This is a genomic window from Peribacillus sp. NPDC060253 (genome assembly GCF_042727425.1).
Classification (GTDB): Bacteria; Bacillota; Bacilli; order Bacillales; family DSM-1321; genus Peribacillus.
This window is the reverse complement of record NZ_JBHXAS010000020.1, coordinates 25,654-46,565: the sequence shown is the minus strand read 5'-3', so window position 1 is coordinate 46,565 and position 20,912 is coordinate 25,654. Positions and strand designations below refer to the sequence as shown.

At 42.4% G+C, this 20,912-nt stretch carries 23 protein-coding genes and 1 other annotated feature; of the genes, 20 read left to right on the top strand and 3 right to left on the bottom strand.

Annotation, left to right across the window (positions count from 1 at the left end):
• The first annotated feature begins 64 nt into the window (after window positions 1-64).
• The 18 genes from polA to ACFWE9_RS07865 all read left to right on the top strand — a co-directional run bounded on the left by polA (window position 65) and on the right by ACFWE9_RS07865 (window position 16,537).
• Window positions 65-2,689: a DNA polymerase I gene (gene polA / locus ACFWE9_RS07950; protein WP_377356345.1), complete on the top strand. Its 2,625-nt coding sequence runs from the start codon at window positions 65-67 to the stop codon at window positions 2,687-2,689.
• 19 nt (window positions 2,690-2,708) lie between these two features.
• Entirely contained in the window at window positions 2,709-3,542 is an 834-nt protein-coding gene (gene mutM / locus ACFWE9_RS07945) for a DNA-formamidopyrimidine glycosylase (RefSeq protein WP_230154744.1), read from the top strand.
• A gap of 74 nt (window positions 3,543-3,616) precedes the next feature.
• Window positions 3,617-4,252, top strand: a complete 636-nt coding sequence (gene ytaF / locus ACFWE9_RS07940; RefSeq protein WP_377356343.1) for a sporulation membrane protein YtaF — start codon at window positions 3,617-3,619, stop codon at window positions 4,250-4,252.
• 21 nt (window positions 4,253-4,273) lie between these two features.
• A complete protein-coding gene (coaE, locus tag ACFWE9_RS07935) occupies window positions 4,274-4,873 on the top strand; it encodes a dephospho-CoA kinase (RefSeq protein WP_377356341.1) in 600 nt (199 codons plus the stop codon).
• 159 nt (window positions 4,874-5,032) lie between these two features.
• Window positions 5,033-6,070, top strand: coding sequence for a glyceraldehyde-3-phosphate dehydrogenase (locus tag ACFWE9_RS07930; protein WP_230154748.1), 1,038 nt, complete (start codon window positions 5,033-5,035; stop codon window positions 6,068-6,070).
• Between the two features lie 358 nt (window positions 6,071-6,428).
• The gene (speD, locus tag ACFWE9_RS07925) at window positions 6,429-6,809 is read left to right on the top strand and encodes an adenosylmethionine decarboxylase (protein ID WP_230155349.1); all 381 of its coding nucleotides are present in this window, start codon (window positions 6,429-6,431) and stop codon (window positions 6,807-6,809) included.
• 266 nt (window positions 6,810-7,075) lie between these two features.
• A complete protein-coding gene (nrdR, locus tag ACFWE9_RS07920) occupies window positions 7,076-7,537 on the top strand; it encodes a transcriptional regulator NrdR (RefSeq protein WP_053347258.1) in 462 nt (153 codons plus the stop codon).
• 64 nt (window positions 7,538-7,601) lie between these two features.
• Entirely contained in the window at window positions 7,602-9,014 is a 1,413-nt protein-coding gene (locus ACFWE9_RS07915) for a replication initiation and membrane attachment family protein (protein ID WP_230154749.1), read from the top strand.
• Window positions 9,001-9,939 carry a primosomal protein DnaI gene (gene dnaI, locus ACFWE9_RS07910; RefSeq protein ID WP_230154750.1) on the top strand — a complete coding sequence of 313 codons (939 nt, stop codon included), beginning with the start codon at window positions 9,001-9,003 and terminating at the stop codon, window positions 9,937-9,939. The genes ACFWE9_RS07915 and dnaI overlap by 14 nt, the downstream gene beginning before the upstream one ends.
• A gap of 122 nt (window positions 9,940-10,061) precedes the next feature.
• Entirely contained in the window at window positions 10,062-10,898 is an 837-nt protein-coding gene (ytxC, locus tag ACFWE9_RS07905) for a sporulation protein YtxC (protein ID WP_230154751.1), read from the top strand.
• A 418-nt stretch (window positions 10,899-11,316) separates the two neighbouring features.
• The gene (thrS, locus tag ACFWE9_RS07900) at window positions 11,317-13,248 is read left to right on the top strand and encodes a threonine--tRNA ligase (protein ID WP_230154752.1); all 1,932 of its coding nucleotides are present in this window, start codon (window positions 11,317-11,319) and stop codon (window positions 13,246-13,248) included.
• Between the two features lie 104 nt (window positions 13,249-13,352).
• A complete protein-coding gene (locus ACFWE9_RS07895; protein ID WP_230154754.1) occupies window positions 13,353-13,523 on the top strand; it encodes a hypothetical protein in 171 nt (56 codons plus the stop codon).
• Between the two features lie 51 nt (window positions 13,524-13,574).
• Window positions 13,575-14,069 carry a GNAT family N-acetyltransferase gene (locus ACFWE9_RS07890; RefSeq protein ID WP_230154762.1) on the top strand — a complete coding sequence of 165 codons (495 nt, stop codon included), beginning with the start codon at window positions 13,575-13,577 and terminating at the stop codon, window positions 14,067-14,069.
• 127 nt (window positions 14,070-14,196) lie between these two features.
• Window positions 14,197-14,333, top strand: a sequence feature (ribosomal protein L20 leader region).
• Window positions 14,334-14,431: 98 nt separating this feature from the next.
• Window positions 14,432-14,932 carry a translation initiation factor IF-3 gene (gene infC / locus ACFWE9_RS07885; protein ID WP_034309072.1) on the top strand — a complete coding sequence of 167 codons (501 nt, stop codon included), beginning with the start codon at window positions 14,432-14,434 and terminating at the stop codon, window positions 14,930-14,932.
• Window positions 14,933-14,966: 34 nt separating this feature from the next.
• Window positions 14,967-15,167, top strand: coding sequence for a 50S ribosomal protein L35 (gene rpmI / locus ACFWE9_RS07880; protein ID WP_034309070.1), 201 nt, complete (start codon window positions 14,967-14,969; stop codon window positions 15,165-15,167).
• Between the two features lie 35 nt (window positions 15,168-15,202).
• Window positions 15,203-15,562, top strand: a complete 360-nt coding sequence (gene rplT / locus ACFWE9_RS07875; protein ID WP_034309067.1) for a 50S ribosomal protein L20 — start codon at window positions 15,203-15,205, stop codon at window positions 15,560-15,562.
• A 69-nt stretch (window positions 15,563-15,631) separates the two neighbouring features.
• Window positions 15,632-15,904: a DUF1294 domain-containing protein gene (locus tag ACFWE9_RS07870; RefSeq protein WP_230154763.1), complete on the top strand. Its 273-nt coding sequence runs from the start codon at window positions 15,632-15,634 to the stop codon at window positions 15,902-15,904.
• 63 nt (window positions 15,905-15,967) lie between these two features.
• The gene (locus tag ACFWE9_RS07865) at window positions 15,968-16,537 is read left to right on the top strand and encodes a TVP38/TMEM64 family protein (RefSeq protein WP_230154764.1); all 570 of its coding nucleotides are present in this window, start codon (window positions 15,968-15,970) and stop codon (window positions 16,535-16,537) included.
• A 53-nt stretch (window positions 16,538-16,590) separates the two neighbouring features.
• Here ACFWE9_RS07865 and ACFWE9_RS07860 read toward each other — a convergent pair whose 3' ends face one another.
• The gene (locus tag ACFWE9_RS07860) at window positions 16,591-16,971 is read right to left on the bottom strand and encodes a sigma-w pathway protein ysdB (protein ID WP_230154765.1); all 381 of its coding nucleotides are present in this window, start codon (window positions 16,969-16,971) and stop codon (window positions 16,591-16,593) included.
• A gap of 110 nt (window positions 16,972-17,081) precedes the next feature.
• On the opposite strand from ACFWE9_RS07860, the gene ACFWE9_RS07855 reads away from it, so the two are divergent.
• Both ACFWE9_RS07855 and ACFWE9_RS07850 read left to right on the top strand, forming a co-directional pair.
• Entirely contained in the window at window positions 17,082-17,570 is a 489-nt protein-coding gene (locus ACFWE9_RS07855) for a dUTP diphosphatase (RefSeq protein ID WP_230154767.1), read from the top strand.
• Window positions 17,571-17,634: 64 nt separating this feature from the next.
• Window positions 17,635-18,720 (top strand): M42 family metallopeptidase, encoded by a 1,086-nt coding sequence (locus tag ACFWE9_RS07850; RefSeq protein WP_230154769.1) that lies wholly within the window; start codon window positions 17,635-17,637, stop codon window positions 18,718-18,720.
• A gap of 62 nt (window positions 18,721-18,782) precedes the next feature.
• Here ACFWE9_RS07850 and ACFWE9_RS07845 read toward each other — a convergent pair whose 3' ends face one another.
• Together ACFWE9_RS07845 and ACFWE9_RS07840 are read right to left on the bottom strand one after the other, a co-directional pair.
• Window positions 18,783-19,487: a LutC/YkgG family protein gene (locus ACFWE9_RS07845; RefSeq protein ID WP_230155350.1), complete on the bottom strand. Its 705-nt coding sequence runs from the start codon at window positions 19,485-19,487 to the stop codon at window positions 18,783-18,785.
• Window positions 19,481-20,911 carry a LutB/LldF family L-lactate oxidation iron-sulfur protein gene (locus ACFWE9_RS07840; protein ID WP_377356337.1) on the bottom strand — a complete coding sequence of 477 codons (1,431 nt, stop codon included), beginning with the start codon at window positions 20,909-20,911 and terminating at the stop codon, window positions 19,481-19,483. Before ACFWE9_RS07840 ends, ACFWE9_RS07845 begins: the two co-directional genes overlap by 7 nt.
• Window position 20,912 lies beyond the last annotated feature (1 nt).

Here is a 20,912-nt window from a genome sequence, read left to right as displayed (position 1 = left end):
GGCTTTTTGCGTTTATAAATAGAAGCTAAAATACTTGAACCTGTATGACTGGAGGAAGACGGATTTGGATAAAAAGTTAGTACTCATAGATGGAAATAGCATTGCTTACCGTGCGTTTTTTGCACTCCCGCTCTTGAATAATGATAAAGGGGTACATACGAATTCCGTATACGGATTCACCATGATGCTCAACCGCATTCTTGAAGAAGAAAAACCCTCGCACATCCTGGTTGCGTTCGATGCTGGAAAAACGACATTCAGACATGCGTCATTTAAAGAATACAAGGGAGGACGTCAAAAAACGCCGCCTGAATTATCCGAGCAATTTCCTTTCATTCGGGAGCTGCTCGATTGTTTTCAAATAAAAAGGTATGAACTGGAGAATTACGAGGCCGATGATATTATCGGTACACTGTCTTTACAAGCTGAAAAAGATGGTTTTGAAGTGAAAGTCATATCCGGTGATAAGGATTTAACACAATTATCCTCCCCCAATACGACGGTTTCCATTACGAAAAAGGGGATTACTGAAATTGAGGAGTATACGCCAAAGCATATCCATGAAAAATACGGGCTATCCCCTTTGCAGATCATCGATTTAAAAGGACTGATGGGAGATGCCTCCGACAATATACCAGGTATACCGGGTGTTGGTGAAAAGACCGCTCTTAAATTATTGCATCAATTTGAAACCGTTGAAAATCTTCTGCAATCGATTGATGAAGTAAGCGGACAAAAATTGAAAGAGAAAATAGAAGAACATAAAGACCTGGCGCTGCTGAGCAAGGAGCTTGCTACGATTACGAGGGAAGTCCCGCTTGAAGTTTCTGTAAGCGAGACCGAGTACAGTGGAATGGATCAGGATCGAGTCATTTCATTCTATAAAGAGCTTGGCTTTTCTACTTTGCTCGATAAATTGGATGTTACGGAAAGTGTACCGCTTGAACAGGAAGAGATAGAGGTCCACACGGCTGAAATGACAGCAGAAATGTTTGCGGATGAAAGTGCTCTATACGTTGAAATCTTAGAAGATAATTATCATCGTGCAGACATTATTGGAATTGCCATAAGTAATGAACATGGTCATTTTTACTTTCATGGAGAAAATGCTTTGAGTTCCGAGGCATTTAAATCCTGGGCAGAAGATGAAACAAAAAAGAAAACGGTTTTCGATGCGAAGCGTACGGTTGTGGCACTCCGCCACCGAGGAGTAGAAATAAAAGGCATCGATTTTGATGTGTTTTTAGCATCCTATATCCTGGATCCGGCAGAATCAGTGGACGAAGTGGCAGAAATCACGAAAACCCAAGGTGCTATTCGACTTGAAGCCGATGATGCTTTTTATGGGAAAGGAGCAAAACGCAAGTTACCTGAGGAGGCAGAATTAAGGGATCATATCGCCAGAAAAGCGAAGGCGATTCTTTCTCTGAAAGAGCCGATGGTTGATAAGCTTCATGAGTTTGAGCAATATGATTTATTAACGGATCTGGAGCTGCCTTTGTCGATCATCCTTGCAAATATGGAATGGCAGGGCATAAAGGTGGATAGTGGCCGGCTGAAAAACATGGGGCAGGAATTAGCCATCCGTTTAAGAACCATTGAAGGAAGAATTTTTGATTTGGCCGGAGAGGCTTTCAATATCAATTCACCTAAACAACTTGGGGCCATCCTATTTGAAAAATTGGAGCTCCCGGTCATGAAGAAAACTAAAACGGGATATTCCACATCAGCTGATGTACTGGAAAAACTGGAGAGCCAGCATGATATCGTTAAGGAAATATTACTGTACCGCCAGCTTGGTAAGTTGCAATCCACCTATATTGAAGGCTTGCTCAAAGTGGTCAATGGCAAAACGGAGAAGGTGCACACCCGTTTCAATCAAGCATTGACCCAGACCGGTCGGTTAAGTTCAACAGATCCGAATCTGCAAAATATCCCGATCAGACTTGAAGAGGGCAGGAAAATCAGGCAGGCCTTCATTCCTTCCGAAAAGGATTGGATCATTTTTGCTGCTGACTATTCGCAAATCGAGTTGCGGGTGCTGGCGCATATCGCCAATGACGACGGATTGGTTGAAGCGTTCCAGGCTGGTATGGACATTCATACAAGAACAGCGATGGATGTATTCCATGTATCCGCAGAAGAAGTCACTTCGAACATGAGGCGCCAAGCTAAGGCGGTCAACTTTGGAATCGTTTATGGTATAAGTGACTATGGGCTATCGCAAAGTCTTGGCATCACGAGGAAAGAAGCTGGAGAGTTCATCGAGAAGTATTTAAGGAGTTTTCCTGGTGTCCAGGAATATATGGAAGACAGCATACATGAAGCCCGTCAAAAAGGATACAGCACGACATTAATGCAAAGACGTCGCTATATACCTGAGATTACAAGCCGGAATTTTAACATCAGGAGCTTTGCCGAACGGACAGCGATGAACACGCCAATTCAAGGGAGTGCCGCGGATATCATCAAGCTTGCCATGATAAATATGAATAAGCGCCTGAAAAAAGAAGGGCTGAAAACGAGGATGCTTCTTCAGGTGCATGATGAATTGATTTTTGAAACTCCTCCCGAGGAACTTGAAATACTTAAAGTGATCGTGCCTGAGGAAATGGAAAATGCCATTGGATTGAATGTGCCCCTTAAAGTGGATTATGCCTTCGGGCCAACATGGTTTGATGCCAAATAATAAAAGATAGGTGATTGTAATGCCAGAACTTCCAGAAGTGGAAACAGTCAGAAGAACATTAGAGCAGCTAGTAATCGGAAAAGAGATCAAGGAAGTGTCCGTCTTCTGGCCAAAAATCATTAAAGCCCCTGAGCCTGTCGAACAGTTCCAGGATGCTCTAAGAGGGCAGACGATTCAGAGTATAGGGCGTCGGGGCAAGTTCCTCATTTTCACCTTGGATGATTATTCGATGGTTTCTCATTTAAGGATGGAGGGAAAATACGGGGTGCATCCAAAAGAAGAGCCGTTTGATAAGCATACCCATGTGATTTTCACTTTCACGGACGGCAGTGAACTTCGATACCGCGATGTTCGGAAATTCGGTACGATGCACCTATTTGCTAAAGGGGAAGAATTTGAGAGGTTGCCGCTGCTTCATTTAGGGCCTGAACCGCTATCTGAAGATTTTACAGTCGAGGGGCTCAGTGCGAAGTTGGCAAGAACCAACAGAAAAATCAAGCCAGTTCTCCTGGATCAAACGGTTGTCGTTGGAATTGGAAATATATATGTGGACGAGTCGTTATTCCGTGCTGGTATCCATCCGGAAAGGATAGCTTCTTCACTCTCAATGGAAGAAATCAAAAAGTTGCATGCAGAAATCATTACAACATTAGGTGAAGCGGTGGAAAAAGGAGGAAGTACGATTCGTTCATACGTCAACTCTCAAGGACAAATCGGCATGTTTCAGTTAGAACTGAATGTTTATGGACGAAAAGGCGAGAACTGTAAAACATGCGGAACGCCACTGGAAAAGCTAGTTGTTGCAGGACGCGGTACACATATTTGCCCATTATGCCAGCCGTACATGAGCTAATGTTTTTTCAAACACATCGGATGGGCTCCTTCCATATACTAGGGTAGCAACGAGATGGAAGGAGTAATATTCCGATGTGGCTACAAATTATTTTTCTTGCTTTTGCAGTTAGTATTGACGGATTTGGCGTAGGTTTGACATTCGGTATGCGGAAGATGAAAATCCCCTTAAAGTCAATAGCAGTCATCTCTTTTTGTTCTGCATTGAGTTTGGGCATAGCGATGGTCATCGGACAATTCATCAGTCAGCTCATATCTATCGGGGCGGCTGAAAAAACGGGGGGCATCATTCTCATTATTCTTGGTGCCTGGATGGTATACCAGTATTTTAAGCCTGACAAAGAACTGAATGAAGATAGATATCATGAAAAAATCATCTTTAATTTTGAAATAAAATCACTTGGGGTAGTCATCAATATTTTGCAAAAACCATTGAATGCCGATTTTGATAAATCAGGTACGATCACAGGTGTTGAAGCGCTTGTGCTTGGGTTTGCGCTATCGCTGGATGCGTTCGGGGCCGGGGTTGGAGCGGCCATGATCGGAATATCGCCAATCATCCTCGCTGGATGCATCGCTGTTATGAGTTCAATCTTCATATGGAGCGGACTCCAAAGCGGGAAATTGCTTTCAAATAATAAAATTGTCCAGCAGTTGACCTTTCTTCCAGGTGTACTTTTAATTTTTATCGGCTTATTCAAGTTATGTTAATTGATTTAAAAGGGGGAGCTTATGGGACAAATCATCGGAATCACTGGGGGCATCGCTAGCGGGAAAAGCAGTGTCAGCCTCTATTTACAAGAACTCGGATTCACAATCGTAGATGCAGATCTGGCTTCCCGTGCTGTCGTTGAGCCAGATGAAGAAGCGTATCATCAAGTGGTGAAAACGTTTGGAGAAGATATTTTATTGACGGATGGGACTATCGATCGCGTAAAGTTAGGGTCGATAATCTTTCATGATCAGGAAAAAAGATTGCTTTTGAATGGCATCGTGCATCCAGCCGTCAGAAAGTGGATGCGCCTCAAAACGGAAGCGGCGCTTGCAGCTGGTGAAGAAACGGTATTCATGGATATTCCGCTCCTATTCGAAAGTAAGCTAACATACATGGTGGAAAAAACACTTCTGATATATGTAGATGAGCGAGTTCAATTGGAACGCTTGATGAACAGGAATGGCCTATCGGAGACGGATGCTCTCGCCAGAATTCATTCGCAAATGCCCTTAGCTGATAAAAAGGCTTTGGCGGATGCCGTCATCGATAATAACGGGGACCTTACCGAAACGAAGAAGCAAGTGAAGGCCATACTTAGCGAATGGCATGTCATATAGGTGTCATAAAAGGAAGAAACCTCCAGGTTTCTTCCTTTTATGTTGAAAAAATAAGTGTAATCCGCATTTTTATTAGCACAATTCAACTTAATTATGTTATACTAATTACATATGAGAGGTAATAAGTATAACATTAATATTTTCAGGAGGGTCCGAACAATGAATTCAAGAATAGCGATTAACGGATTTGGGAGAATTGGAAGAATGGTTTTCCGAAAGGCCATATTAGATGAGAGTTTGGACATTGTTGCCATTAATGCAAGCTATCCTGCTGAAACTTTAGCCCACTTACTAAAGTATGATACGATACATGGTAAATTCGACGGTATCATTATAGCGGAAGATGATTCACTAGTAGTGAATGGCCGCCGAGTACAACTAATAAATAACCGCGATCCAAAGCAATTGCCTTGGAAAGAGATGAACATAGATATTGTAATTGAAGCTACTGGAAAATTCAATGATCGTTCTAAAGCGGCTCTTCATTTAGAAGCAGGGGCAAAAAGGGTGATTTTATCGGCACCGGGTAAAAATGAAGACGTTACCATTGTAATGGGCGTCAATCAGGAAGTGCTGGAAATTGACAAGCATTTTGTCATATCCAATGCATCTTGTACAACTAACTGTCTTGGACCTGTTGCAAAAGTCCTTGATGAAAAATTCGGCATAAACAACGGTTTAATGACAACGATCCATTCTTATACAAATGATCAAAATAATATCGATAACCCGCACAAAGACTTAAGACGTGCCCGTGCCGCTGCGGAAAGCATCATTCCTACGACTACAGGAGCTGCAAAAGCCATCTCCTTGGTGTTGCCTCAATTAAAAGGCAAGCTTCACGGAATGGCGTTACGCGTACCGACACCTAACGTATCTCTAGTCGATCTTGTTGTGGATTTAAACCAGGATGTCACGATTGAAGAAGTGAACCAAGCGTTCATCGACGCTTCAGAAAATGAACTAAAAGGAATCATGGAATTCACGATGGAACCTTTAGTTTCCAGTGATTTCAAAACGAATCCTCACTCTGCCATCATTGATGGTTTAACGACGATGATGATTGGTGACAGGAAAGTGAAAGTCCTGGCTTGGTATGATAATGAGTGGGGTTACTCCAACCGGGTAGTGGACCTTGTGAAATTAGTTGCGTCCGAGTTGAAAAGAACTTCCGAAGTCGAGTTATCAGTAAAATAATAAAAAAAAAAACGAGCCTGCTAAGTTTTTTTAGCGGGCTATTTTTAATTCAGTGATTAATCAATTTCTGGCCACTCTATGGTACTGAATAAACACGAAAACAGAATTTGCTCTACATGGGAACCTTTGCTATATCCCTATTACATATAAAGTTTATCTTTCTAAAAATTCAATTTGGAGTTGCAAAAAAAATTCAAACCATATATACTATGAATCGTGAACTTCTTCAAAAGCGGTTTGCATGATGGCTACTTAAAGGGTTAGGACCTCTTTGGACTAACTTTCCCCCGTGGTAGTTATCAGAACTTATTTTTAAATCATGGTAAGGGGGAAGCTTAATATGGAAACAGCTTACACTATGGAAACAATGGGTAGACATGTCATTTCTGAACTTTGGGGTTGTGACTTTGAAAAACTGAACAATATCGATTTGATTGAAAAGATTTTTGTTGATGCTGCTTTGAAATCAGGTGCAGAGGTACGCGAAGTTGCCTTTCACAAGTTTGCTCCACAAGGAGTTAGTGGGGTTGTCATCATTTCTGAATCACATTTAACGATTCACAGTTTTCCAGAACACGGCTATGCCAGCATTGATGTCTATACATGCGGTAACTTGGATCCGAATATTGCGGCAAATTATATTGCAGATGCTTTGAATGCGCAAACGCGTGAAAACATGGAGTTGCCACGTGGATTAGGTCCTGTACAAATGAAAAAAGCCAATATAAGTGCCCTATAAAAAACACGTATACACAGAGATGCCATGGGTGCATCTCTTTTTTAATGCCATGAATCGGCAACCTTCTTAATATTAATGGTACGTGCCAAAAGAGCACAAGACTTTGATGACGGACTTCAGCTGCTTGATCAAAAGTGCCTGCTGCTGGAAGTTACACTTTTTACTTGTACTGGCCGTTCCTTTTAATATAAGATTAAGATAGAAAAGTAATTCCTTGGGGAACATTTAGATAGGGGAGTCCTACATAAAATACGGAGCTGATAATGATGAAATGCCCATCATGTCAATATAATGGAACAAGAGTGCTCGATTCCAGGCCAGTCGATGAAAGTAAATCGATTCGACGACGCCGTGAATGTGAGGCATGTGGTTTTCGATTCACGACATTCGAAAAGGTGGAGGAAACACCACTCATTGTAGTGAAAAAAGGCGGGACACGGGAAGAGTTCAGTCGTGATAAAATCCTGCGTGGCTTAATCAGGGCTTGTGAAAAACGTCCGGTTCCCTTGAAAGAACTAGAACAAATTACCAGTTATGTAGAAAAAGAACTGCGCAACCAGGGCATAGCGGAAGTGAAAAGCGACAATGTCGGCGAAATGGTGATGGACAAGCTGGCAGAAGTCGATGAGGTTGCCTATGTTAGATTCGCATCCGTCTATCGTCAATTCAAAGATATTAATGTCTTTATCGATGAATTGAAAGATTTAATAAATAAAGAAAGAAAGTAGAGCTGAAGATTTACTTTGGCTCTTTTTTCACTACATCTTTTGAAAGGTTTGAATGGAGATGTCAATGCATTGGCAAGAATTGCTCCCAGCGGATTCATACATGGTCTCATCTGCGGGGCTGCTTCATGATTATGATCGGAAAATACTGACCCGACTATATCAACCTCTTATTGGACCTATCTGTATGAGCCTATACATGACGTTATGGAGTGAGTTGGAGGAAAACAGGCTATGGTCGGAAACCTCCTCGCATTATCAATTAATGAATACCATCGGCCTTAAGCTAGGTGATATTTACGAAGCACGCCTTTTACTTGAGGGAATCGGTTTGTTGAATGTATACAAGAAATCGAAAAATGATACGAAGGAATTTATCTATGAGTTGAACCCGCCGTTGTCCCCCCAGCAGTTTTTCACGGATGGAATGCTGAATGTCTACTTATATAAAAAGATTGGTAAAGCACATTTCAACCGGTTAAAGAGATTCTTTTGTGATGATCATATTGAACCGGATCAATATGAGAGTGTGACTAAATCTTTTGCGGAGGTATTCTCCTCCGATCATTTGGACTCATTATATGTAACGGATGAAGCGAAAAATGAATGGAAACCGATGCCAAAACAGCAATACATCGAGCGGACGGATGGAGTCGAGCCATCGGGATTTGACAGCTTATTTGATTTTGACCTTTTATTTGCCGGGATGAAATCCTCGATCGTACCGAAAAAGGCCTTTACACCGAAAATAAAAAGTACGATCGCCAAACTTGCCTTTTTATATGGCATTGATCCGCTTGAAATGCAAAAACTAGTAATGGATGCCGTTTCATTGGATGATGAGATCGATGAGGAGAACCTCAGAAAGGCAGCAAGGGATTGGTATCAAATCGAACGGCAGGCAGATATGCCCTCCCTTGTCAATCGTGTGCAGCCGATTCGTGAACGGACACAAAAAGAAGAACCGAAAACGCAGGAACAAGAGCTGATCCGTCATTTGGAGACGATTTCTCCACGGGAGCGGTTGATGCAATTGTCAGGCGGTGCAGAACCATCAAGCGGTGATTTGAAAGTGGTGGAAGGCGTAATGATCAATCAAAAGCTGAATCCAGGTGTCGTCAATGTCTTAATTGAATATGTCATGCTCAAAACGGATATGAAATTCACGAAGGGCTATGTGGAAAAGCTGGCAGGTCATTGGGCACGGCTGAAGGTTTCCACCGTCATCGAAGCGATGGAATTAGCTAAAAATGAACACAGGAAATATCAAGACTGGGCTCAAGGGAGCAGGAATGTTGCTAAGGGCGGCCGAAAAAAGGCGATTCGGGAAGAAGTGGTTCCGGAGTGGCTTGAGAAAAAGGAAGAAGTACAACAGGAGCAGAATACGGATCAGCCTGAATTGAATGCCCAGAAACGTGATCTCCAGGAAAAATGGAAGCAGTGGAAAGCAGGAGGTGAAATGAACGATGGAAAAGATTAATAGTTCCCTTAATAAATTGGCCAATACAAACCAATTTCAAGAGCGTTATGAAAAGCTAAAACAGGAGATTTTTGAAGACGAACAGGTGCGGTTGTTTTTAAATGCCAACAGTTCGACTGTCACGAATGAAATGATTGATAAAAACTTAGGAAAACTTTATGAATTCACTTCACAAAGCAATAAGTGTGATAAATGTCCCAGCTTGGATGGCTGCATCAATATGATGCATGGTTATTATCCCAAATTGGTCGTTCAGGGGAAAGCCCTGAATCTGCATTATGAAATCTGTCCGCGGAAATTGGCAGAGGATGAAAAGCGGAAACGGGAAAAATTGATCCGCAGCCTTTATGTGCCGAAGGATATTTTAAAGGCGACGATCGAAGATTTTACACAAACGGATGATGAAAACAAACGCTTGGGTGTATTAAGTAAGGCGATGTCGTTCATTATGGAGTATGAGCCAGGCGAAAGGCAAAAAGGCTTATATATATATGGGAAGTTCGGAGTTGGAAAAACGTATTTATTAGGTGCTATTGCCAATGAACTTGCTGAAAGGCAAATTTCCTCTCTTATTGTCTATGTACCTGACTACCTAAGGGAACTTAAGGGATCGATAGGTGATAATACGGTCAATGAAAAAATTGAGATGGTGAAGACGGCACCTGTCCTCATGTTGGATGATATTGGGGCAGAGTCGATGACGAGCTGGGGGCGCGATGAGGTTTTTGGTCCGATTTTACAATTTAGGATGCTGGAAAACCTGCCGACGTTTTTCACTTCGAACTTTGACTTGAATGGCCTGGAGAATCACTTAACTTTTTCACAGCGTGGTGAGAAGGAAGAAGTGAAGGCTGCCAGGGTATTGGAAAGAATTCAATATTTAGCGGAGCCGGTCAAGCTGGATGGAGTAAACCGGAGAAGGTAAAAGAAAAGTGGTCTCTAAATAGAGATCACTTTTTTCTTAATACAAGGCCCATCCTACTTCTAAACACGTCCGCATCCCCATATACATGAAAAAAGAAGCAAGGGGGAAGGGGGGATGTCGTAGTGCAAATTTTGTTTCATAATGATTCTGAGGCTTTGAAATTACTGAATTTCGTTTCTGTCCATCCACTAGGGGCAGAATTTCGACCATACATTCAATTTCTTCCGCAACAAGGTATGCATGTGGATATGACGAAGTCTTCAGGTGATAAATGGCTAATCCTGCTACGTGATGCCTTTCATTCATTTTTATTGGAAGAAAAGACGCTTCCGATTCTTGAACAAATAATAGTTGGTAAATTTTTCTATAGAGAACGGGAAGAAATTGAAGCCATCCTTGAGATTGCTTCATCAATCATTGAAGGGGAAAGGGCCAAGAATGAGGAGAAGGCATTCAGTACGGAGAAACGATCAATTGAGGTCGGCCTTCAAAGCATTTTGGAGGGACAGGTATCTTTTTCATTCGATTCTTTTACGACCTTCCGTTTAAAGTCATTCCAGCATTCCTTGGAAAAGTATGTTATTAAGGCCATCGATGAATATAAGTTGGAGCAGGACTATCAAAATTTCATAGCTACTCTCCGCGATTGCCTTCATGGGCAGGAGTCGAAATTAAGGAAGCTTCACCTTGTCAACAACGACGGTTTTCATTTCTATGATCAGGAATACAGCAAGCTTGACCGACCAAAAATTAATAGTTTGATCGACAGGAGTCTTCTTGCCAAAAGTTCACTTTTTCTCGATACAGTGATACTTGCCCCACTGCTATCGATTGCTCCTGAAAACTTGTGTATCTATACAGACGACAGGGACGAGGGACTAATTCAAACCATCGCAAGAATTTTCGAAGAGCGGGCGACCGTCCTGCCGCTTTCGTCATTCTCGAAGTCATTCGAATGAACTTTTTTGGAAAAGAGAAAATTAACCTTGATTTTCACCGTATAACAAATTATAATTTCCTACATACTATTAAAAAACAAAAAGTTATGATGAGGACAAGGGTATTCTAGTTGCCGTTTATCAGAGAGGGGAGCCATCAGGCTGAAAGCTTCCTATTCGCATGGAGCACTTACCACCTTTAAACTTCGGCTCGGAAAGCAATCAATTTGCGAATATGAGCTGACGGGAAGCTGCCGTTACCAAGTTACAAGTGCCATTTTGCCTTGAAAAGCAAGATGGAACGAGGGTGGAACCGCGGGTAAATGACATTTATGACTAAGCTCGTCCCTGTTTTTATACAGGGGCGGGCTTTTTGTGTTGTAATGGAATCGGATACCTGCAAGAATATTTTTTTATCAATAAGAGGGAGTGGAATTGAATGTCTGAATTACTGAAAATATCTTTTCCTGACGGAGCGGTTAAGGAGTTTGCTAAAGGCACAACAACTGAAGACATCGCTGCATCCATCAGTCCTGGTTTAAGAAAAAAATCCATTGCTGGAAAATTCAATGGTGAACTATATGATTTGAAACGCCCGATTGAAGAAAACGGTACTATAGAAATCGTTACACAGGATACTGCGGATGCGCTTGAAGTGTTACGTCACAGTACTGCCCACTTAATGGCACAAGCCATCAAACGCTTGTACAAAAACGCAAAATTCGGTGTTGGTCCAGTCATCGAAGGCGGTTTTTACTACGATATAGATCTAGAGGAATCATTGACTCCCGAAGACCTTCCATTGATTGAAAAGGAAATGAAGAAAATCGTCAACGAAAACTTGGAAATTTCCCGCATTGAAGTCAGTCGTGATGAAGCCATATCCCGTTTTAAAGAAATAGGCGACGAGTATAAACTCGAGTTGATCGATGCGATTCCTGCCGATCAGCAAGTAACGCTTTATGAGCAAGGGGAATTCTTTGACCTTTGTCGTGGCATTCACGTTCCATCAACTGGGAAAATCAAAGAATTCAAGCTATTGAGCATCGCCGGTGCATACTGGAGAGGCGATAGCAAAAACAAAATGCTTCAGCGTATCTACGGAACGGCTTTCTATAAAAAAGAAGATTTAGCCGAACACCTGCGTTTCCTAGAAGAAGCCAAGGAACGTGACCACCGTAAAATCGGTAAAGAATTGAACTTGTTCATGAGCGCACAAAAAGTGGGTCAAGGGTTGCCGATGTGGCTACCAAAAGGCGCGACCATTCGCCGGACTATCGAACGGTATATCGTTGATAAGGAAGAACGTCTGGGCTATGACCATGTCTACACACCTGTAATGGGAAGCGTGGACCTTTATAAAACATCCGGACACTGGGATCACTACCAGGACGACATGTTCCCAGTCATGGAGATGGAAAACGAACAGCTTGTATTGCGTCCGATGAACTGTCCGCATCACATGATGGTATATAAAAACAGTATCCACAGCTACCGTGAACTGCCGATCCGGATTGCCGAACTTGGCTTGATGCACCGCTATGAAATGTCAGGTGCCCTTTCCGGCCTTCAGCGTGTACGTGGGATGACATTGAATGATGCTCACATATTCGTTCGTCCAGATCAAATCAAAGAAGAGTTTAAGCGTGTTGTGAACTTGGTTCTGGAAGTATATAAAGATTTCGATATTAATGATTATTCATTCCGTCTGTCTTATCGTGATCCGCAAGATACTGAAAAATATTTCGATGATGATGCCATGTGGGAAAAAGCACAAAGCATGTTAAAAGAAGCAATGGATGAACTTGGTCTGGATTACTTTGAAGCAGAAGGTGAAGCCGCATTCTACGGTCCTAAGCTTGACGTTCAAGTGCGTACGGCTTTAGGCAAAGACGAAACGCTTTCCACTGTTCAGCTTGATTTCTTGCTTCCTGAACGCTTTGATCTTAATTATGTTGGTGAAGACGGCAAGCAACACCGTCCGGTTGTCATCCACCGCGGAGTCGTTTCCACAATGGAACGTTTCGTTGCATACTTGATCGAAGAATACAAGGGGGCATTCCCGACGTGGCTTGCACCTATCCAAGCACAAGTGATTCCTGTCTCACCGGGAGTACACTTGGATTATGCGAAAGAAGTGCAAGAAAAGCTTAAAGCGCAAGGCATTCGCGTCGATTTGGATACACGTGACGAGAAAATTGGTTATAAAATCCGTGAAGCGCAAATGCAAAAAATTCCATACATGCTGGTTGTTGGTGACAATGAAGTTAACGAAGGCAGTGTGAACGTACGTAAATACGGTGAACAAAAATCGGAAACGATCGCTTTTGAAGATTTTGTTTCAGCGATTAAAGCGGAAGTAAGCCGCTAATAGCAAAAGAGGGGCACAAGTCGTTGTGTCCCTCTTTTAATTAAGTCATGATAAAATGAAATCAACATGTGAATGAATGTACAACAATGAAAAGGAGGGTCAGCATGAAGAAGAAGTTTTCTTATCTATTCGGGCCAACATTCCTTGCCATCCTCATCTTATTGCTAATGGATGAGTATCGACAATATGCGATTGTCCCGGTCCTGTTTTTTTGGATAGTCCTTTTTTCTTGGGATACCATTGAGAAAAAGAAAAAGGCCAAAGACAATTCTTAACAATGGAGAATCGGTTCAATATGGCGTGGGCCAAAGGGGGAATGGGGAGAAGTGGAAATTCGTAAGGCTTCAAAGCAAGATGCAAGTAAATTGGCAGCTCTATTCAATCATGTTGAAGATTCCGGGTATATGCTGTTCAACCCTGGAGAAAGAAAAGCGACGGGGAAACAAATGGAGAAGCAAATGGAGCAAATCGAAAAAAATCCCCTTTCTGTTTTCCTCGTTGCTGCTAGCGGCCATGAGTTGAATGGTTACCTAATCTTATTGGGCAATCAAATGAGCCGAACGAGGCATTCAGCCAAAATCGTCATCGGCATCAATGAGCAGGACAGAGGAAAAGGCATCGGTACGAAGTTATTTCAGAAAATGGAGGAGCATGCACGGACAAACGAAATACGGCGCTTGGCATTGTCCGTGATTGCAAACAACGCCCCTGCGCTATCCTTATATCGAAAGATGGGCTTTGAACAAGAAGGAATAAAGCGCGAATCTCTGTTTTTTGATGGGAAGTATCATGATGAATATTTATTGTCCAAATTACTTTAAAAAAACGTATTGTCAAAATACAGAATGTCTGATAATATTAATTTTGTTGTGAAAAACGAATAAATTTAGCATTTGACAAGTCATCAGTGTTTATGATATATTTCTAAAGTGAATTGAATACGTGTTTGAGGAAAAGAAGAAGCACCCGCTTCTCACCTGGTTGACGCAAGCAATGCAGTTAACAGGTCATGATTTGATTATTTGGATCTTTCTGAATGAGTCTATCAGTGTGGGTGCAGCATGCATCCACACTTTTTTATTATGATTATATCCTGTAAGCGAGTTGTGAGCGTGACCGAATTGATTCAAATATTCGTATTCGCCAATATCTTTGGAGGTGGCTAACTATTAGTAAAGACGCGATGGTAAACGAGGGCATCCGAGCCCGTGAAGTTCGTCTTATTGACCAAAACGGAGAACAACTTGGAATTAAAACGAAATTCGAAGCATTGGAAATTGCCGCTCGTGTAAATCTTGATCTAGTTTTAGTTGCTGCAAATGCAAAGCCTCCGGTAGCCCGGATCATGGACTACGGAAAACACCGCTTCGAGCAGCAAAAGAAAGACAAGGAAGCACGTAAAAATCAAAAAGTCATCAGTCTGAAAGAGGTTCGTTTGAGCCCGACGATTGAAGAACATGATTTCAATACGAAGCTTCGCAACGGTATTAAATTCCTTGAAAAAGGCGATAAAGTAAAAGCTTCTATCCGATTCAAAGGACGTGCCATTACACATAAGGAAATTGGTCAACGTGTACTCGTTCGTTTTTCTGAAGCATGTAAAGAAGTGGCTACAATCGAGCAACACCCAAAAATGGACGGGCGCAGCATGTTCATTATCTTAGCACCGAAAAACGAAAAGTAATTGTAAAGTAATTTGTAATGAGGAGGAATACCTTATGCCTAAAATGAAAACTCACCGCGGATCTGCTAAACGTTTCAAAAAGACTGGATCCGGCAAACTTAAGCGTTCGAACGCTTACACAAGCCATTTATTTGCTAACAAATCTACTAAGCAAAAGCGTAAGCTTCGCAAAGCTAGCCTTGTAAGCAAAGGTGACTTCAAACGTATTCGTCATATGTTAGACAACATTAAATAAGTTCGATTTATCGAGTTAAATAGGAGGGAAATAACATGCCACGTGTAAAAGGCGGTACTGTTACTCGCAAACGTCGTAAAAAGGTAATAAAATTAGCTAAAGGTTACTATGGCGCGAAACATATTCTTTTCAAAGTAGCTAACCAACAAGTAATGAAGTCAGGAAACTATGCTTTCCGTGACCGTCGTCAGAAAAAACGTGATTTCCGCAAACTTTGGATCACTCGTATCAACGCTGCAGCACGCATCAACGGTCTTTCTTATAGCCGTTTAATGCATGGTCTAAAGCTTGCTGGTATCGAAGTGAACCGCAAAATGCTTGCAGATCTTGCTGTTGCTGACGAACAAGCTTTTGCTCAATTAGCAACTGCTGCTAAACAACAATTAGACAAATAAGTCTGACTGATATCAGCCACTCTCTTTTCAAGAGGGTGGCTTTTTACATATTTAAAGGAGGGAATGAGGATGCAAGGTGTATGGATCGTTGTTGCTTATATGATCTTCACAAACATCATCGGGTTTGCCATAATGGGGGTCGACAAAAGGAAAGCGCGAAATCGGGAGTACCGGATCAGTGAAAAGACACTTTGGTTTTGGGCAGTCATAGGCGGAGGGACAGGGTCCTTTTTCGGGATGAGGCATTTCCGCCATAAGACGAAGCATGCCGCTTTTAAGTGGGGGCTGCCTATATTGATGGTGATTCAATTAGGCTTATTCATCAAGATATTCATTCAATAGTCATATGAAGCCGGTATAATGTATATGCTTGTAAAAGCAGCAAAGAGTAGCTGGAGGGAGAGCATGAATGATAAACTGACACTTGTGATGAGCTACGTTCAATCCGGCAGCGTGTTTGCACCTTTGATTTTTATCACGTTTCATTTATTACGGCAATTTTTATTCATTCCTGTCATTGTGGTTTGCATGTCTGGCGGCGTTTTATTCGGGGCAGCTTTTGGAACCATCTATTCGATAATCGGTTTGACCTTGTCCAGTATGGTCTTTTATTTCGTAATAGGCAAATTTCCAAAAACAAAGGATAAGTTACTGCGGCTTAAGAATAAGCTGTTTGGAAACCGAAAATTAAACAGCCGGCAAATTGCAGTCCTGAGGCTAATACCGTTCATCCACTTTTACCTGTTATCGCTTTGCTTATTGGAATCCAATAAGGGATTGAAAAATTATTTTTATTTATCCTTCATGACTAATATCCCTGTAGCATTCGTATACACGGTTTTTGGCCACTATATTGCAGATTTCAGTCCAACTCTGATTGTCATTATTTTATTATCATTAACCGTATTGCTATATTTATTGAGAGAGAAGCAGACGGTCGTTCCGTGGAAGGAATTTTTCCGATCACATGATTAAATTAGGGCCTTGAGTTCATTTCTCTCAAGGCCCTTCATAATGTCCAATGTTTATCATTCTTCCAAAAATTCCTTAATCGGGCTTTTCCAATCAATAACGGCATCCGGATATTGTTTTTTGATGGCTGCCTCGATTTTTAAAAAGTCATTTCGCTTCAAGCCTTTCAAGCCGGCCACTTTTTTAGGCCACATGAAGATGGAGATGACCTCGAAGGAGCGTTCCGTCGTCCCTAAATACTTTTCCCCTTCAAACATCACCCCATTGTACGTCAATAAAAAATTCTTGCGTATGTTCGCTGTATCGTCCAGCAGAAAGAACTTTTTCTGTTCATGTGCCAGCTCTAATTTTCTTTTCGGATTTAATAGGTATTTGATGACCGTATATATTAAGAAGATGATGAGAGCCAAAATAATGAACCGGATGATCAATACCATGGAGCTACCTCCCTTAAACAGAGTGATTCCCTTCATTTACGTATGGGTTTTTAATAAGTTTCATTTATTTGATATAATTTAAGGAAGACGATAGAAAGTAGTGATGAAAAATGAACATAGTTAAATTGATGGACATGCAGGCGGCTTTAGATGAGCATATACAAACTAAGCATGATTTGGCTGCTGAAAACTTGATCGAAAGGAAGATACTTGCTCTTTTAGTGGAGCTTGGGGAGCTTGCTAATGAAACGAGATGTTTTAAATTCTGGAGCCTTAAAGGCCCTTCGGAGAAAGAAACGATTTTGGCTGAATACGTGGATGGGATACATTTCATTTTGTCACTAGGGATTGAACAGGGATTTGTTCCAGAGGTACCTTCTGCCCTCAAAATTGATCAGGTGGATTTGACGGCTCAATTTACTGCGATTTACGGGTACATCAGTGAGTTTCGCACACAATTGACAGAGTCATCATTTCAAAAGGTTTTTACTGAGTATTTACATTTAGGTGAATTGCTCGGATTTTCTGCAGAGGATGTGGAAAAAGCATACGTAAGTAAAAATGAAGTGAACTACGAACGGCAAAAGCAAGGCTACTGATTGTTTATATAACCTTTATTTTGTATAATTATTCTTGTGATGTAATTAAAAGGGAGGTAATCGCATGGCTCAATTAGATGAAACGTTAAGAATGCTTCGTGACTTAACGGATGCTAAAGGCATTGCAGGAAATGAAAGTGAAGTAAGAAAAGTGATGACTGAATACATAACACCTTTTGCGGATGAAATATCGACAGATGGCTTGGGTAGTTTGATTGCCATGAAAACGGGTGATGTGAATGGTCCGAAAATCGTCGTTACTGGGCATATGGACGAAGTCGGTTTCATGATCACGCAAATTGATGATAAAGGATTTCTGCGTTTTCAGCCTGTAGGAGGCTGGTGGTCACAGGTAATGCTTGCCCAACGCGTGACGATCGTTACGAGTAAAGGGGATGTAACAGGCATTATCGGTTCCAAGCCGCCACATATCCTGTCAGCCGATGCCAGGAAAAAGCCGATTGATATTAAGGATATGTTTATTGATATTGGTGCGACAAGCAAAGAAGAAGTGAAAGAATGGGGCGTCAAGCCAGGAGATATGGTTGTGCCATATTTCGAATTTACGGTCATGAATAATGAAAAGATGCTGCTTGCCAAAGCCTGGGATAATCGAATTGGCTGTGCAATCGCCATTGATGTCCTTAAACAGTTGAAAGATTGCGACCATCCTAATGTCGTTTATGGAATCGGCGCGGTGCAAGAAGAGGTGGGGCTGCGAGGGTCTAAAACATCGACATTCAAAATTCAGCCGGATATCGGTTTCGCCGTCGATGTCGGCATAGCTGGTGATACACCAGGGGTAACCGATAAAGAAGCGATGAGTAAAATGGGTGAGGGTCCGCAAATCGTAATATACGATGCATCGATGGTAGCGCATAAGGGCTTACGGGATTTCGTTACCGACACGGCTGATGAAATGAACATTCCTTATCAATATGAATCGATTCCAGGTGGTGGGACGGATGCCGGCTCCATCCATTTAACGGCAAATGGAGTACCTGCACTCGCAATCACAATTGCTACCCGTTACATTCATTCACATGCCGCAATGCTTCACCGGGATGATTATGAGAATGCTGTAAAGCTCATTGTCGAAGTGATCAAACGTCTAGACCGTGAAGCCGTTGATCGTATCATTTACGAGTAATGCCGTGAAAGATATAAATGGAGAGGCCCCAAAGGGACCTCTCCATTTTCTTTTTCACCTATTTACTTATCTTCGACGACTATATAAACCGCTTGTATAGGGCCGTGGACGCCAACGACAAGATCCATTTCGATATCGGCAGAATTGCTTGGTCCTGTTATGAAATTAATGCAGGAAGGAACCAATTCACCTCGAGTGACTTTTGAACGAATGGCCGCTGCAGCCTGGGTCATTCGCGGAACGATGGTGCTTTTGGGGATGATGGAAACATGGCAGGAGGGAAGGAAGCTGATGGAACGGCCATGATCCTTGCTGCTGAACAAGACGACCGTCGCTGATTCTGCCAGTGTCATTTCACTGAATGTGATTCCGATGTTAGCACTTTCAGCTTTCTCGATATTTTTTTGCCCTGCCTGATGATCCCATATATGGACACCTTTTTCCTTTAAGGTATCCGCCAAGCCATAGTCAGAAAATCGATCGTCCTTCGGGATGATCAAGGGTCCATTTCCAAGCTCCTCAATCACCTGTTTTAAACACTGCACCACTTGCTTGGAGTCGGTGAGGTGAAACTGTGTATGTACCCGTTTGCTTTGCTCCTGCAATTCCTCGACAAGATCATTTTGTGTCGCATGTTTCAAAACCTCTTTTTGGGGGGCGTGCTTCCATACGGGAACGGAGATTCCTTCCGTTATCGGAGCTCTTCCCAGGTTTTGGGCAATCTTATTTAAAAACGTCCCTTCATTATGGATGGTTCCATTCATGATGGTTTCCCTCCTTTTTCACGATTTTTGAACCAGTCCCGAAAGCTTTCTTTGCCTGGAGCAGGGAACTCGCGGCTTTCCGTCCACGTTTTGAGTGGTCCCGGTCCTTTTGAGATGATATCCCCCGTTTTAAAAGGAGACATCGCTGATGGGGCTATTTTGGAACCGAACTTATAAAGCATGGGAGAGGCTGCACCGATTCCGAAGGCTTTCATGGCGATCTTTTCTGATAATGGAGCCATTTTTTCCTTTTCGACGATTACCTCACGATGCTTTCTTAATAAATCGTGCAGAGGGATTTTTACCGGACAGGCATCTGTACAGGCTGCACAAAGAGTCGAGGCATATGGAAGCTCCTTAAAATCATCATATCCTCCGAGCAAGGGAGAAAGCACGGCACCGATGGGACCCGGATAAATAGAACCGTATGAATGGCCGCCAACCTGGCGATAGACCGGGCATACATTAATACAGGCAGCACAGCGAATGCATTGAAGGACGGATTGAAACTCGGTTCCTAAAATGGAGGAACGTCCATTATCTACGATCACAAGGTGGAATTCCTCAGGTCCGTCGACATCACCTTCATCACGTGGACCGGTAAGTGTAGTGATGTAGCTGGTTAATCTTTGACCGACAGCGCTTCTGGTCAATAAACTGACTAGGACCTCGAATTCATCGAAAGTAGGGACAAGCCGTTCCATTCCCATCACGGTAATTTGTGTTTTTGGAAGGGCTGTGACCAAATCGGCGTTTCCTTCGTTCGTAACCAACCCGATCGAGCCCGTGTCCGCAATCGCAAAATTACAGCCGGTAATGCCTACATCGGCGCTTAAGAAATCTTTACGGAGAACGCCCCGGACATGGGCGGTAAGCTCTTCCGGCTTTTCCGTTTGCGTATATGCAAGCTTCTCTTTAAAGACATCCCGTATTTGTTCTTTATTTTTATGGAGAGCAGGTGCGACGATATGGGAAGGGGGATCATGATCATCCACTTGTAATATGTATTCACCAAGGTCGGTTTCAACAACATCAAGGCCAACAGCCTCTAGGGTTGCATTCAAATTGATTTCTTCCGTGACCATCGATTTGGATTTCACGACCTTTTTAGCCTTCTTTTTGATAATGACATCCTTGATGTATCCGCTTGCTTCTTCAGCCGTTTCAGCGAAAAAGACATGACCGCCCCTTTTCGAAACGTTTTCTGCAAGCTGGTGCAAATAAAAATCAAGGTTGCTAAGGACATGCTGGCGGATTTCCTGCCCAAGGGAACGCCAATCTTCCCAGCTTCCCAATTCATCAACGGCGGTCAGACGCCGTCCGTGTAATCGTTCTTGGGCACTCGATACGGCCAAGCGCATAAAATCATTTTGTATTCCTTCATCCACCCGGTCTTTAAACTTGGCAGAGCTTGTTTTCATAGCCATA